Consider the following 14,908-nt stretch of genomic DNA (forward strand, 5'->3'; position numbering starts at 1 on the left):
AAAGAGCCTCCTTTGCTATACCGTAATGAGAGCGCCGCCCCACGTCAAACCGCCACCAAAAGCGGTAAGTACGACTTTTTGGCCAGCGACCAATCGTCCGGTGTCAAATGCATGTTCAAGCGCGATTGGAATCGTCCCTGCCGAGTTGTTACCATATTTTTCAACCGTCACTGCAACCTTCTCAATCGGTAGTCCCAGTCGCTTTGCAACGGCATCAATAATGCGAATATTCGCTTGATGCGGTATGACAAGGTCGACCTGATCTGCCGAAGTCCCACTGAGTTCCAGCAGTTCAACCACGACATCGGCCATTGATTTTACCGCAAGCTTAAAGAGCTCATTCCCGCGCATCTGAATAAAGCCGATAGAACCGGCCTGCTCGCGGGCATGAAGTGGAGACTCAAAGCCATACCTCGGGGTCATCAGCATATCGGCGTACTGTCCATCCGCATGAATAATACATTTTTCGATACCAGGAGTTTCAGACGCTTCAATAATTGCGGCTCCTGCTCCATCACTGAAAAGAATACAGGTGCCGCGATCTGTCCAATCGGTGATGTAGGAAAGTGTTTCCGCCCCAACCAACAAAATGCGGCGATATGAACCAGAACGTATCATCGCATCCGCAATTTTCAGTCCATAAATAAAGCCTGAACATGCCGCAACGATATCAAAGGCAGGTATGCCATTCGCGCCAAGACGCTGCTGCAACTCGCAAGCTGTGCTGGGCATACAAAAATGGTCAGGACTGATGGTAGCCAGAATAATCAGATCTATATCTGTGGCCTTTAAGCCCGCCTTGGAAAGCACCTTTTGTGAAGCTTCGAAAGCAATATCCGAAGTTTTCACCCCTGGCGCCACAATCCTCCGTTCGCGAATTCCGGTGCGAGTACGGATCCACTCATCATTGGTGTCGACTAATTTTTCCAAGTCTACATTCGTAAGTACCGTCTCGGGAAGGGCAGAGGCAACAGCTATCAGTTTACTGTAGATCACTCGTTCACCTGTGGTATGTGCTGCTTGAGTTTGCTGAGTGTCTGAACAATATCATCAGAAATATGTTGGTTGACTTGTTTTTCTACATAAATCGACGCGGCACGAAACGCGTTTTTCATGGCATTCGGGTTGGAGTTCCCATGACAGATAAATACCGGCCCCGTTACGCCAAGTAACGGCGCTCCGCCGTACTCCGTATAATCGACCCGCTTTTTGAGATTTTTCAATCCGCCCATCGCAAGTAACGCTCCGAGGCGATTCAAAAACCCCCGACTCAGCTCTTCTTTGAGCATGGTAGATATCATTCCAGCAAGACTCTCGCTCACCTTGAGGGCGATATTACCAACAAAGCCATCACACACGATAACGTCACAGCCACCTTTGTAGACTTCTTTCCCTTCAACATTGCCGTAGAAGTTGATTAACGGACAATCACTCAGAAGGGTAAATGTCTGACGGGTGGAATCATTTCCTTTGCCATCTTCTTCGCCAATACTGAGGACACCAACTTTTGGTTCTGCAATACCAAGCACATACTTGGCATACGAATTCCCCATGAGGGCAAATTGCAAAATATGCTCCGGGCGACAATCAACATTGGCGCCGACATCAAGCATAATGCTGGTTCCAGCAATAGTAGGTAAAAAAGTGGCAATAGCCGCTTTCGCTACGCCCGGCATTGTTTTGAGATAGAGGAGCGAACCTCCCATAACCGCACCAGTATTACCGGCGCTAATGAACGCATCCGCCTGTTTGTTTTTCACAAGATCAAGACCGACACGAATACTGGACTGTTTTTTACGGCGCAACGCTACACCGGGAGCTTCTTCCATCCCGATTACTTCTTCGGCGTGAACAATTTCTATCCGCTCTTTCGGAGCGTTTGGAAACTTTGCCAACTCGCGATTTACGATCGTTTCCTGTCCGACAAATACCACGTGGAGTTTCGGGTATTCGTGGAGGGCAAGTACTGCCCCTTCAACAGGATAATGGGGGGCATAATCCCCCCCCATGACATCCAGTGCAATTTTCAACATCTGCTCCTTGTGGGAAGAAATCAGATATCGGTGGTGAGCACTTGGTGTTCACCATACGCGCCGCATGACAAGCAAACACGATGTGGAAGTTTCTGCTCCTGACACTTTGGGCAGGTCATTGTTTGTACCGGCTTGAGTGCATGGTGAGCACGTCTGCTCCGTTTTTTCGCATTACTCGTTTTTCTTTTGGGCACTGCCATGACACATTCTCCTTGAAATTATCATTAAAATTAAACGTATGAACGTTATTATTGAGCCAAGGGCAGGATGGTACACATCAGGACGCAAAAAAACAACGACAAAATCAAGCGTTTATCCCCGAACCTACGTAAGTAAAAAATTGCTACCCCGTATAATATTCGGTAAGATGCCTGAAAATGCAGCTGAAATCGCATCATCTTCCTGCGGAAAAAACCCACGGATAATACTGATGCCGAGAGAGGCTGTCAAGTACTGGAGTTTCTGGATGCAAAAATATCGTCACATGAACGCCACAGCACACCACCCTCTCGCCCCTATAACCGGCACCACCCAGCTCTTTGGAATTATCGGACGCGATGTTTCGTATTCACTGAGTCCAGCTATCCACAACGCACTCCTTGCCGACGCCAACATTGCTGGCGCGTATCTCCCTTTCCCAACTCCCGACATTACAGCACTGCAACACCTATTGCACTACGCCCGCCGCAGTGCCATCCGCGGGTTCAATGTCACCATCCCTTATAAAGAGGAAGTAATCCCACTCCTCCATGAACTCGACCCGCTGGCCCGCGCTGCCGGAGCCGTCAACACTATTGTCATACGCGACGAGCGACTCCACGGTTATAACACCGACGGCCTCGGCTTTCTACAAAGTCTCCTGAGCTCCAGTGGTGCCGATTCACTCCAAGGCGCCTCAGTAACGCTGCTTGGAGCAGGCGGCGCGGCGCGAGGCATTGCGCCAGCACTCATCCAACAAGGCGTTTCATCGCTCACCATCGTCAACCGGACACCCGCCCGTGCCGAAGCACTGGTCGAATCGCTCCGCGCCATTGCTCCCAACGCATGCACCATTCGCGTAACCACCGAGCTTGAACCATGCCACAACGAATGGGTCATTAACACCACCAGCGCAGGGATGAAGCAAGAGAGAACAGCTCTCTTTACAGAAAAACTGATCCGTGACGCACGCTACTTTGCCGATATTGTCTACACTCCGGCACACACCGTGAACATGGAGATAGCGCGACGCGCCGGAGTGCCGCACAGCAACGGCCTCGGCATGCTGGTATGGCAAGCTCTCGTCGCATTTGAACTTTTTACCGGCCACAAAGGCTCCCCAGAATGTGCCTTTCAGGCAGTACAAGAGTTTACACCATGAACCCGTTTTGGCACTATGCCCTCGCGCGCCATACCAGAGCCAATACCACCGCTCTCTCAATGGCACTTCTTTCTGGCCACTCTGCCGAACAACTGGCAACCACCACCATCGCTCGCGACACCTTACAAAAACTCGAACACGAGTTTGCCGCCCAACTTCCGTTACTCGAAACCTTAGACATCACCCTACTCTGCTTTGGCGAAGCAAACTATCCCGCATCGCTACGCAATGTCGATTCGCCACCGCTTATCCTCTACTTGCGCGGCACCCTGCCGGATGCACCGCGCCTTGCGATAGTCGGCTCGCGTGGCCCAACCGACTATGGCAAGCAAGTGACGGCACTCTTCGCCGCAGAACTGAGCCGCGCCGGCATGTGCATTGTCAGTGGCCTCGCACTCGGCATCGACGCCATCGCACACCAAAACGCCGTTGGAACGCGCGGCAATACTATCGCCGTCCTTGGCAGTGGAGTCGACCTCATCACGCCACACACCAACCGCCNCGGCGAAGCAATTCTCGCCCAAGGGGGAGCTCTACTCAGCGAATTCCCGCCCGGCACACCAGCACTCCCCGCCAATTTCCCCCGCCGCAACCGCATTATTAGCGGCTTATCGCTTGGCGTCGTACTTATTGAGGCCGCTATTCGCAGTGGCACCATGATAACGGCACGCCTCGCACTGGAGCAGGGCCGTGAAGTATTTGCCATTCCCGGCAATATCTTTTCCCCCAAGCAAGCTGGAAGTCATCGGATGATCCAAGATGGAGCGCGCCTCGTCACCTGCAGTGCAGATATTCTGGAAATTCTCGCACAGCCGGGGCTTTTTGCGGCAGACAGCACACCAATACCACCGGCGTTACCAACAGAACAGCAAACCCTCTTGCAAGCGCTCAAAAAAACAGATGTTGCTTCGATTGATGATTTACAGCATCTCTGCGAACAGGAAAGAACCCTTTTCATGGAATCGCTTGCGGAATTAGAACTCCTGGGGTATATAACCCTCGATTCAGGAAACGTCTCGCTAAACAGGAGTAAAGCATGAATGCAGAAATATCAAAATTACTGAAAGTTATTGCGAATTTTGTCATGCTTGAAGAAATTTCTATAGATCATACCGACGAAATTTTTGACGCTATGGAAATGCTTGGCTACGACGAAGACGACATCAATTCCGCACTCGTTTTAATGGATGCTATTCCGGTTCACTCGGTCGGCACCGTCTATGGCGGCGCTTCCGTCAGCCAATTTTCCTATACCATGCGCGTCGCAGGCATCTTGACGATGGAAGCCAGCAACATTCTGCTCATGATGGATCGTTTTGATATACTTGATTCCTACACGGTCGAAGAAATCATTGATCGCGCCGAAGTCTACTCAAACTCTAAAGGGGGACGGGTTGACCTTGAAGAGATGAAAGGGATCATCAATAACGTAATTCTCGAAAATGTAACCCACGGTGTTGATGATGTTATCCGCATCGCCAGCGAAGGGTGGGGAGCCGTCGACCATTGATACGACAGACAGTAAACCTAAATTAATGATTTACGCACACAGCGGGGGATGGTAACGTCCCCCGCGTTTTATTCATTTATATTTTACGATGGAAGAGATTACATGGCACAAAAAGCGCTCGTTATTGTCGAATCACCCGCAAAAGCAAAAACGATTAACAAGTATCTTGGTAAAGATTTCGTCGTCAAGGCCAGCGTCGGCCACGTCCGTGACCTGCCTAAATCTTCATTTGGCGTGGATCTTGAAAATGGATTTGAGCCCCGCTACGTCACCATGCGCGATAAGAAAAAAGTTATCGACGACCTCAAAAATGCCGCCTCCAAAGCCGATATCATCTACCTGGCATCGGATCCCGATAGAGAAGGGGAAGCGATATCGTGGCACGTCTATAAAATTCTGGAAAAAGAGTGTCGCGTCCCTTTCAAACGGGTTCTATTTAACGAAATCACCAAGAAGGCCGTTCAAGAGGCCATCGCTCAAAGCGGAGAAATAGACCAGCGCAAAGTCGATGCCCAACAAGCACGCCGCATTCTTGACCGCATCGTTGGCTATCAAATCAGCCCACTCCTTTGGGATAAAATATCGCGTAACCTTTCTGCCGGTCGCGTGCAAAGCGTTGCACTCCGCCTCGTCTGCGAACGCGAAGCGGAAATCAATGCCTTCGTGCAAGAAGAATACTGGAGTATTTTCGCTGATTTTACCAAAGAGAACACCCCGTTTCAGGCAAAACTCTCCAAAATCAACGGAAAAAAAGCCGAAATCACGAATGGCGAACAAGCGCAAACCATCGTAGACGCACTCAAAAGTGGCACGTTTCAGGTCAGCGAGCTTGAAACCAAACAGAAAAAGAAACGCCCACTTCCGCCCTTTACCACCAGCAAACTACAGCAGGATGCTTCGCGCAAACTCCGCTTTAGTGCCAAAAAAACCATGATGGTCGCCCAATCACTGTACGAAGGGGTTAACCTTGGGCCGCTCGGCTCCACCGGTTTGATTACCTATATGCGTACCGACTCGACACGGGTTTCTGACGACGCACTCCAGTGGGGGCGCGAATTCATCGCCACCACCTTCGGCTCAGAATATCTCCCAGAAAAACCCCGCGTTTTTGCCAGCAAAAAACAAACACAAGACGCTCACGAAGCCATTCGCCCCACCGCACCGCACCACCCTGACGCCATCCGCGAGTACCTCACGGGCGATCAGTACCGCATGTATAAAATTATCTTTGAAAAATTCATCGCCTCACAAATGGCCGATGCGCTCGTTGACTCAACCGTCGTCGATATTAAAAATGGTTCGCACACCCTGCGCGCCATTGGCAACGTCATCACCTTTGCCGGACATTTGGCACTGTATAACATTGTAGAAGAAGACGAACCCACAGCTGGCAAAGAAGAAGAAAGCGGTCGCCTGCCGCGCCTTGCCGTCGGTGAAGCGCTCAACGCCGATCAGATTGCCCCGCAGCAACACTTCACCCAACCAGCACCCCGTTACTCAGAAGCTACCCTTGTAAAAACCCTTGAAGAAAAAGGGATTGGCCGCCCAAGTACCTATGCTTCGATCCTATCAACCATCGAAGATCGCAAATATGTGGAAAAAGAAGATCGCAAGTTTACCCCGACCGAACTCGGTAAAGTGGTGAACGAACTGCTGGTGACCCACTTCCGCGAACTCTTCGATTATAACTTTACCGCGAACCTTGAAAGCGAGTTAGACTTAATCGAAGAAGGCAAAAAAGAATGGCGCCAAGCGCTCGGCACCTTCTACACGGGATTCAAAGAAGAATTCAGCAAAGCGCAGGAAGCCCTGAAAGGGGTTGAAAAAATCAACATCCGCGCCAATATTCCTTGCCCCAAGTGCACAGCCGAACTACTGATCAAAAATGGGAGGAACGGCGAATTCCTGGCGTGCTCCACCTATCCAGAATGCAGTTTTACGGCAAACTTTTCCAAGGATGAAGAAGGAAACCTCACCATCACACCACGCGCGACCGACGAGCCAACCAACATTGTCTGCGATAAATGCCAACGCAATATGGTGATTAAAATGTCACGGCGCGGCCCGTTTTTGGCGTGCAGCGGCTATCCCGAATGTAAAAACGCCAAAAGCTTTACCAAAGATGAAGAAGGCAATATCACCATCATCGTCAAAAAACCCGCTGAACAAACCACCATTGCCTGCGATAAATGCGGTGCGACGATGGTCGTCCGCAGCTCAAAACGTGGCGAATTTTTAGCCTGCTCCGCCTTCCCAAAATGCCGCAATGCCAAAAGCATGGAGCGCGATGAAGCCGGTCAAGCCGTTGTCGTCGAGAAAAAAGAAAAAGCCGCCGCGAAAAAAGAGGGGAAAGCTACCGTAGGCGCAAGCAAAGCAGCAGCAAAAACCCCCGCCAAACGCAAAACCGCTGCTGCCAAGAAAACTACTGACGAAAAAAAGGTTGCCGCCCCGAAAAAAACAACCAAAAAACCGGCAACCCCCAAAGAATAGTATGCGCGCGCTTTACCTCCTCAAAGTAGGCACCACCTTTGCGCCAACGCTGCAGCAGTTTGGCGACTTTGATCACTGGACATGTGAAGGCTTGCGCGTCAATGGAGTGCCTACCGTGGTGGTCGATGCCGAACACGGCGCCAACCTGCCCGCCCCCGAGCAGTGTGCTGGCGTAGTGATTACCGGTTCACACGCCATGGTGACCGATGCCCTACCGTGGAGCGAGGCCATCGCGCACTGGCTCCCATCGATCGTGCAGGCTCGCATACCTGTTCTGGGCATTTGCTACGGGCACCAACTCTTAGCTCATGCCATGGGTGGCATCGCCGGATACCACCCTGCTGGTCAGGAAATTGGCACCGTCGCCATTTCCCGCTTGCCGGCAGCCACCAGCGATCCACTCTTTTGCCACGCACCGCTCACCTTCCTTGGCCACACGACACACTCTCAAACTGTCCTAAAACTTCCAGCAAATGCCGTCGCCTTGGCCGCGAATGCCCACGATCCACACCATGCCTTTTGCCTTGGTGGAACCGCATGGGGGGTACAGTTCCACCCAGAATACAGTGCGGCTATCATGCGCTCATATATTGAGCAGCAAGAGCCAGCACTGCTGGCACGCGGCGTCAACGTGACACAACTCCTTGCTGAGGTGCGCGAAACACCGGAGGCTACCGATCTCCTGGCACGGTTCGGTGCGTTCGTTAGTGCTGGACAGTAAAGCGAGGAAAATTTTCTCACGACCTACATAACGAGTGAAGCGTATCCCAAGTCAACCTGCCCACCAAAAGAGTTTGATGAAAGTATGCGAGGAACCATAATCCGTGCAACTTCTTTGATGACTGGCACAACAACGCTGTTGCCGAACTGACGATACGCTTGCGTGTCGCTTACTGGGATAACAAAATCATCAGGAAAACCCATTAACCGTGCGCACTCTCGAGGGGTAAGTCTCCGTGGGACTTTCCCGTCACCTTGCGAGAGAAGAATTTCGGAACCATCTTTATAATAACGAGCTGATAACGTCCGAGCCGTATCATTCTCGTTAACAAGCCCAAAACCAAAGCCATTCCCTGCTTGGCGGTGTTTTTCTGCATAATTTTGCAGATATTCCCAGAGTTTACGTGTGAGCGTGTATTTTTGATTTACCGACGCATTTTTCCCTTCGGTGTATGGATCTTCCGCGATCTCTGTGCCATTTTGCGGATGTAAAATTGAGGCAAGCCGGGTCGCTCCTTTTAACGGAAGACGCAAATCTTCCCATGTGAAATCAACGTTACGGTCATACCCCACAATTAAAATCCGCTCCCGATGCTGGGGAACAAAATGCAGCGCATCAATCACCTTATAGTGAACGTGATATCCGAGTTCATTTTGCAGTGTATTTAAAATTACTTTAAATGTATTGCCTTTGTCGTGAGAGATGAGATTTTTTACATTTTCGAGCAAAAACGCTTTGGGTCGTTTTGCAGCAATTATTCTTGCAACATCAAAAAATAACGTCCCTTGAGTAGTGCACGAAAAGCCATGGGGTCTGCCGAGTGAATTTTTTTTCGAAACTCCTGCGATACTAAATGCCTGACACGGAAATCCAGCGAGCAAGATATCATGTGTCGGCACCTCTGCCTCGTCAACCTGTGTAATATCGCCAACAAGCTTGTGATCAAAGGTGTCGGAAAAGTTGGCGAGATAGGTCTTCTGAGCGTATTTATCCCATTCACTGGTAAATAAACATTGGCCGCCATGTGCCTCAAATCCCTTGCGAATCCCGCCTATGCCAGCAAATAAATCAACAAACGTGAAAGTGCTTTTTCTATTCGAAGTATACTCTGAAAATGGCAGAAGCCGTTGGCGGATAACATCAACCAAATAAGGTGGAGGCTCAGTTTCTCGCGACTCCCACCGTCGTATCGTCCGCTCATCTACCCTCAGGAAATCAGCAAGCTGTCGTTGGGTGTATATACAGCGGACGGCTTGAAGGAGTTCGTGGTACGTTGTATACTGCATACTTATTCTCCTAGGCTAATTTCCGGACAGTATGTCCGGTTTTTATCCCGTATGCAAGGACATTCAGAGAGGTAGCGCGTGGATGGATCTTCAGTAAACTTGTCGCAAATTGCCCTCTTGATGCAACGTCATGGCGCAAAAAAAGTGCTATTTAAACCTCTCGCAAATAACGACAACTCTAAGCAACAGATATATTTTGGCGGTGATTTCTGCGTTCTTCAATTCATTCCAACCGGAAAAATCTCCAGTGCTGGACTGAGCAGCAAAGGACCAATTTTCAAAGCACCTATCGATTTACACTGGATTACACCTGACGGCTTCACACAGCAGGCTCCACACGCCCAGTTGATTCTCTATCCAAAGTATCCCGAAGTAAGGCTATCGGGAATGCTGCGGGGATGCAGTATAGCGCCATCACATCTTCTGCAACCTCCAACGGATGAAGAACGAGCAAAGCGAAAAGATTCCCATCGCTACCTAATTCTTGGCATAAGAAACGACAGCATTTTGGCGTATGTAAGTGCTTGGGATGATACACTTTCACATGAGGCGTGGCACCTTATAGACTCTGGCAAAGTAATACCAGCACCTCCAGTATTCTTCGAGTACAGGTCAAAACCTACTGATAGTCGGGCAATGCTTCTACAAAAACTTCATGCTATCTACCAAAGGGGATTTATCCGCTCATGCCGACTTGACGGACAAGGAAATTTTATCGAGTACGCAGCCAAGAATGGTGCTGGCTATACACTGGAGGCTCAGTTTGGAATCACCCCGAACGGCACTCCCGACCCGGACTTTATGGACTGGGAATTAAAGACTCACTCTGGAGGAGCTGTAACGCTTATGACTCCTGAGCCAAACACGGGCACTTATCTTGAGTGCCTTGAATCTTTCCTAAAACACTACGGCACGAATCAACAACCACAGCGGATGGATTTTGCCAGTCGGCATACTATTTCCGAGCAAAATGCAAAATCGGGCTTAACGATTACACTGGAGGGGTATGATTCTCGCAAAAGACAGATTATTGACCCCAATGGCGGCTTGATGCTACGCGACCAAAACAAAAGCCTTGCCGCAGGATGGAGTTTCAGTAAACTTTTGGATCACTGGAAACGCAAACATGCGAATGCCTGTTTTGTTTCATACAAAGCTTCGCAGCGCGACGTTCCCTATTATCTCTATGGTCCAAGAATAACGCTGGCAACGGGGACAGATTTAGAGCGATTCCTTCATGCCATCTATTCCAGTACGATATACTATGATCCCGGTGTTAACATGAAGTGGGAAGGTAATGCTTGGCGAGCAAAAAAACGTAATCAGTTTCGTGTTGCATGGAAAAATATTCCTGAGCTTTACACAGAAGTTAAAACCATCACCCTCACAGAAATTTGAAAGGATACCTTATGAACATTGTCGTACTTGACGGCTACACCATGAACCCCGGCGATCTCGACTGGAGTCTGCTCGAGCGGCTTGGGAACTGCACGATTCATCACCGCACCGAAGCCGACAAGATAGTGGCACATGCCCAAGGTGCCGAAATCGTACTCACCAACAAAACGCCGCTCTCGGCACAAACAATCGCCGCATTGCCAAAATTGCAATACATCGGCGTGCTAGCGACGGGAGTAAATGTAGTTGATCTTGCCGCCGCACGTGAACGCGGCATTGTGGTGACAAATGCTCCCGGTTACAGCACCGCATCAGTCGTACAAATGATGTTTGCGCTGTTGCTTGAAATGACACAGCAGGTGGGGCACCATGCCGAGCGAGTGCGTAATGGCGCATGGTGCCAGTGCGCGGACTTCAGCTTTCATGAGCGCCCGTTGCTCGAGTTGGCAGGAAAAACCTTAGGCATTGTCGGATTCGGGCAGATCGGGCAACAAGTCGCGCGAGTAGCAACAGCGTTCGGCATGCGTGTGTTGGTCAGCACTGCCCATCCGGAAAAATATCAGGCAGAGAGTATATTTACGTTTACCAGCCTTGACGAAGTATTTGCCCACAGCGATGTTGTGAGCCTGAATTGCCCTTTAACCGAGCAAACAAATAATATGGTGAATGGCAAGCGGCTATTGACAATGAAGACTGGCGCGCTATTGGTCAACACTGGACGAGGGCAATTGATCGACGATGTGGCGGTTGCACAAGCCTTGCATGATGGCCATTTAGGCGGATATGCCAGTGATGTCATGTCGCAGGAGCCACCACGCGCAGAAAATCCACTCCTGAGTGCTCCACGCTGCTTTCTCACACCGCACATCGCTTGGGCAACCGCCGAAGCCCGCCAACGCTTACTCGTGATTGTAGTGGAAAATATTCAGGCATTTTTACAGGGAACTCCGTGCCATCGCGTAGCCTGAGAAGGGAGCAACCGCACCACAACACCACCAAAGTGCTTGGTATTCTCCCGCTTGCCCTTCTCATTTTTTCCATTTTCACGTATACCTACCGTCATCACTTTCCCCACAAAGGAGCCTCATGACTATCGCGCACGAATCATTCGAATGGATACGTTCTGAAACCATCGACTCACTCAAACTCACGGTTGTAGAATACCGTCACCGCGTTACCGGCGCGCAACACTTCCACTTTGACGCCCCGGAAAATCCCGAAAATGTTTTTTTGGTAGCCCTCCGCACCGTCCCCACCGACTCGACAGGTGTTGCCCATATTCTTGAACACACCGCCCTGTGCGGTTCCGAAAAATACCCCGTGCGCGACCCTTTTTTCATGATGATTCGCCGCTCGCTGAATACCTTTATGAATGCCTTTACCAGCAGCGATTGGACCGCCTACCCGTTTGCCAGTCAAAACCGCAAAGATTTTGCCAACTTGCTTGACGTCTACCTCGACGCCGTATTCTTTGCCAATCTTGACCCACTCGACTTTGCTCAGGAAGGGCATCGTTTAGAGTTTGCCGAACCGGGCAATCCCGACTCACCGCTCATGTTTAAAGGGGTTGTGTACAACGAAATGAAAGGGGCGATGAGCTCTCCTTCCAGCATCCTCTGGCAATCGCTTACCCGCTACCTATTCCCGACAACCACCTATCATCACAATAGCGGCGGCGATCCTGAATGTATCGTCGACCTGAGCTATACCGATTTGGTCGCGTTCTATCGTACCCACTACCACCCCACCAATGCCGTTTTTATGACGTATGGCAATATCCCTGCGTCAGAACACCAGCAGATCTTTCAGGAGCGCGTACTCCACCGCTTTGAAAAGCTTGACGAAATCATCACCGTTCCTGCCGAAAAGCGGTATCACGCGCCCGTGCGGGTCGAAGAAAGCTACCCGCTGAGTGACGATGCTATGGAAGGGAAAACACATATCGTCCTCGGATGGTTAATTGGTTCCGGCGTTGATCTGGAAACCTCGCTGCGCGCCGAACTGCTGGCAGATGTTTTGCTCGACAACAGTGGTTCGCCGCTGCTGCACGCACTGGAAACATCGGATCTTGGCAGCTCGCCATCGCCCCTCTGCGGTCTCGAAGATTCGCACCGCGAAATGGTATTTGCCTGCGGACTCGAAGGGAGCGACCCTGAACATGCCGCTGCCGTAGAACAACTGATCTACGACGTGCTACGCGATGTGGCCGAAAACGGCGTTGCGCCGGAACTGGTCGAAGCCGTGCTGCATCAAATCGAACTCGGTCAGCGCGAAATCAGTGGCGATAGCTACCCGTACGGCCTGCAACTCATCCTTGGCACGATGGGGCAAGCCGTGCATCGTGGCGATGTCGCCGGCGCGCTCAACATTGATCGCGTCCTGGTTAAACTGCGTCAAGAAGCGCAAAGTCCCGATTTTATCCCATCGCTCGTACGACAATTCCTGCTGGATAATCCCCACATGGTGCGCCTGACGCTCAAGCCCGACACAGGATTTGGCGAGCGGCGTGACGCCGCCGAAACCCACCGCCTTAATGCCATTAAAACGCAACTGACGGCAGAACAAAAAACGGAGCTTATTGAGCTTGCCGCGCAGTTAAGCGCCAGACAAGAGCGAAAACTTGACCCCGAAACACTCCCCAAAGTTGGGCTTGAAGACGTGCCCGCCACACTGCCTGTTTTTCATGGCGAAACACTTGCGGGAACCATCCCCGCCACACGCTATAGCGCCGGAACCAACGGCCTCGTGTATGCCCAGCTCATTGTCGATCTCCCGCAGCTTGACGACGAACTTCTCAACCTGCTCCCTTACTACTCCGTTTTACTCACCGAACTTGGCATCGGTGCGCGCGACTACCGCGAAGCCCAAGTCTGGCAATCGCGCGTGTGTGGCGGCATTCACGCCCATACCAACGTGCGCGGCGCTATCGATGACGTGCAGAGCATCAAAGGACACTTTATCATCGGCACCAAAGCCTTGGCGCGCAATTGCCAACCGATGACCGAACTGATGGTGGAAATGTTCCAACATGTCCGTTTTGATGAACTCGATCATATCCATGAAGTTATTTCGCAACTCAAAGCCAGCCAAATGCAAAGTGTGACGGGTAGCGGGCATACACTGGCTATGCTGGCAGCCAGCAGCGGCATGAGTCCCGTAGCGGCCTTGTCGCATCGCCTGCGCGGGCTGGCAGGCATTCGCCATACGAAAATCATTGAACAAAAACTGGAAAACAACGATGCGCTGGCCGCCTTTGCCGCTGGACTGGCGGAAATTCACCGCCGCATTCAAGCCGCGCCGCGTCAAATCCTTCTCATCGGCGAAGATGAAATACTCCAAAGTGCTACGCCGCAAGTCTGCTCGCTCTGGGAAAACAGCGGACTGCAACAGGCGCCATATCAACCATTTGCCTTGTCCGCCGTCAGACAAACCAGCCGTCAAGGGTGGCTGACAAACACGCAAGTCAATTTCTGTGCCAAAGCGTACCCGACCGTTCCGGTTGACCACCCCGATGCGCCGGTACTTTCCGTGCTGGGCGGGTTCCTGCGTAATGGATATTTGCACCGCGCCATCCGCGAACAGGGTGGAGCCTACGGCGGTGGCGCCAATCAAGATTCCGACGTTGCAGCCTTCCGCTTTTACTCGTATCGCGACCCACGAATGGAAGAAACGCTGGCCGACTTCGACCAATCGGTGCAGTGGTTACTCCAAGAGCAGCATGAATGGCGCCACGTCGAAGAAGCCATCCTCGGCGTGATCGGCAATATGGATAAACCCGGCTCGCCCGCTGGCGAAGCGAAAAAAGCCTTCCATAACCAACTGCTAGGCCGCACACCGGAACAGCGGCAACGCTACCGCGAACGGGTACTCAGCGTCACGCTTGACGATTTGCAACGTGTTGCCAGCACGTATCTTCAACCAGAAGCAGCCAGTATGGCGGTTGTTTCGCGCGTGGAAAATGGGGAGAAACTACGGAAGCTGGGATTGGAAACAACTACGCTCGTGTAAGAAAAGGAAGGGCAGACACGCAGGTCTGCCCCTACAGAGACCAACAAAAACCATTATCCGGTACTTTCGTAGGGGCGATCTCATGTGATCGCCCGTCGTCGT

The 14,908-nt window shown here is 51.2% G+C and carries 12 protein-coding genes; 8 read left to right on the forward strand and 4 right to left on the reverse strand.

All coding sequences use genetic code 11. From position 1 onward, the window contains the following. Positions 1-15 precede the first annotated feature (15 nt). Genes P304_RS0112535 through rpmF form a run of 3 tightly spaced genes read right to left on the reverse strand, consistent with a single transcriptional unit; the run spans position 16 to position 2,233 of the window. Positions 16-996 (reverse strand): beta-ketoacyl-ACP synthase III, encoded by a 981-nt coding sequence (locus P304_RS0112535; protein ID WP_027390820.1) that lies wholly within the window; start codon positions 994-996, stop codon positions 16-18. After that, positions 993-2,033 (reverse strand): phosphate acyltransferase PlsX, encoded by a 1,041-nt coding sequence (gene plsX, locus P304_RS15580; protein WP_051321673.1) that lies wholly within the window; start codon positions 2,031-2,033, stop codon positions 993-995. The genes P304_RS0112535 and plsX overlap by 4 nt, the downstream gene beginning before the upstream one ends. Before the next feature lie 20 nt (positions 2,034-2,053). Next, complete coding sequence (rpmF, locus tag P304_RS0112545; RefSeq protein WP_027390821.1) at positions 2,054-2,233, reverse strand: 50S ribosomal protein L32; 180 nt, start codon at positions 2,231-2,233, stop codon at positions 2,054-2,056. Between the two features lie 266 nt (positions 2,234-2,499). Here rpmF and aroE point away from each other — a divergent pair, with 266 nt between their 5' ends. The 5 genes from aroE (at position 2,500) to P304_RS0112575 (ending at position 8,114) form a co-directional block, all read left to right on the forward strand. After that, entirely contained in the window at positions 2,500-3,393 is an 894-nt protein-coding gene (gene aroE, locus P304_RS15585) for a shikimate dehydrogenase (RefSeq protein WP_051321674.1), read from the forward strand. 59 nt (positions 3,394-3,452) lie between these two features. Continuing rightward, positions 3,453-4,433 (forward strand): DNA-processing protein DprA, encoded by a 981-nt coding sequence (gene dprA, locus P304_RS15590; protein WP_425479998.1) that lies wholly within the window; start codon positions 3,453-3,455, stop codon positions 4,431-4,433. Beyond that, on the forward strand, positions 4,430-4,903 hold the full coding sequence (locus P304_RS0112565) for a DUF494 family protein (protein ID WP_027390822.1): 474 nt from the start codon (positions 4,430-4,432) through the stop codon (positions 4,901-4,903). Before dprA ends, P304_RS0112565 begins: the two co-directional genes overlap by 4 nt. A 102-nt stretch (positions 4,904-5,005) precedes the next feature. After that, the gene (topA, locus tag P304_RS0112570) at positions 5,006-7,393 is read left to right on the forward strand and encodes a type I DNA topoisomerase (RefSeq protein ID WP_027390823.1); all 2,388 of its coding nucleotides are present in this window, start codon (positions 5,006-5,008) and stop codon (positions 7,391-7,393) included. Position 7,394: 1 nt separating this feature from the next. Then, positions 7,395-8,114 (forward strand): glutamine amidotransferase, encoded by a 720-nt coding sequence (locus tag P304_RS0112575; protein WP_027390824.1) that lies wholly within the window; start codon positions 7,395-7,397, stop codon positions 8,112-8,114. A gap of 23 nt (positions 8,115-8,137) precedes the next feature. On the opposite strand, the gene dcm is transcribed toward P304_RS0112575, so the two are convergent. Continuing rightward, entirely contained in the window at positions 8,138-9,400 is a 1,263-nt protein-coding gene (gene dcm, locus P304_RS15595; protein ID WP_034765470.1) for a DNA (cytosine-5-)-methyltransferase, read from the reverse strand. Positions 9,401-9,478: 78 nt separating this feature from the next. Here dcm and P304_RS0112585 point away from each other — a divergent pair, with 78 nt between their 5' ends. The 3 genes from P304_RS0112585 to P304_RS15600 all read left to right on the forward strand — a co-directional run bounded on the left by P304_RS0112585 (position 9,479) and on the right by P304_RS15600 (position 14,806). Continuing rightward, positions 9,479-10,798: an MvaI/BcnI family restriction endonuclease gene (locus P304_RS0112585; RefSeq protein ID WP_027390825.1), complete on the forward strand. Its 1,320-nt coding sequence runs from the start codon at positions 9,479-9,481 to the stop codon at positions 10,796-10,798. A gap of 11 nt (positions 10,799-10,809) precedes the next feature. Beyond that, positions 10,810-11,766 (forward strand): D-2-hydroxyacid dehydrogenase, encoded by a 957-nt coding sequence (locus P304_RS0112590; protein WP_027390826.1) that lies wholly within the window; start codon positions 10,810-10,812, stop codon positions 11,764-11,766. Positions 11,767-11,884: 118 nt separating this feature from the next. Further along, the gene (locus P304_RS15600; RefSeq protein ID WP_034765473.1) at positions 11,885-14,806 is read left to right on the forward strand and encodes an insulinase family protein; all 2,922 of its coding nucleotides are present in this window, start codon (positions 11,885-11,887) and stop codon (positions 14,804-14,806) included. The last annotated feature ends 102 nt before the right edge of the window (positions 14,807-14,908 follow it).

This window comes from Chrysiogenes arsenatis DSM 11915 (genome assembly GCF_000469585.1).
Classification (GTDB): Bacteria; Chrysiogenota; Chrysiogenetes; order Chrysiogenales; family Chrysiogenaceae; genus Chrysiogenes; species Chrysiogenes arsenatis.

What these genes read in the sequence shown, in the direction of transcription:
- plsX (WP_051321673.1), bottom strand. Translation starts at nt 2,033, where the DNA reads ATGTTGAAAATTGCACTGGATGTCATGGGGGGGGATTATGCCCCCCAT.
- rpmF (WP_027390821.1), bottom strand. Translation starts at nt 2,233, where the DNA reads ATGGCAGTGCCCAAAAGAAAAACGAGTAATGCGAAAAAACGGAGCAGA.
- aroE (WP_051321674.1), top strand. Translation starts at nt 2,500, where the DNA reads ATGCAAAAATATCGTCACATGAACGCCACAGCACACCACCCTCTCGCC.
- P304_RS0112565 (WP_027390822.1), top strand. Translation starts at nt 4,430, where the DNA reads ATGAATGCAGAAATATCAAAATTACTGAAAGTTATTGCGAATTTTGTC.
- topA (WP_027390823.1), top strand. Translation starts at nt 5,006, where the DNA reads ATGGCACAAAAAGCGCTCGTTATTGTCGAATCACCCGCAAAAGCAAAA.
- P304_RS0112575 (WP_027390824.1), top strand. Translation starts at nt 7,395, where the DNA reads ATGCGCGCGCTTTACCTCCTCAAAGTAGGCACCACCTTTGCGCCAACG.
- dcm (WP_034765470.1), bottom strand. Translation starts at nt 9,400, where the DNA reads ATGCAGTATACAACGTACCACGAACTCCTTCAAGCCGTCCGCTGTATA.
- P304_RS0112590 (WP_027390826.1), top strand. Translation starts at nt 10,810, where the DNA reads ATGAACATTGTCGTACTTGACGGCTACACCATGAACCCCGGCGATCTC.
- P304_RS15600 (WP_034765473.1), top strand. Translation starts at nt 11,885, where the DNA reads ATGACTATCGCGCACGAATCATTCGAATGGATACGTTCTGAAACCATC.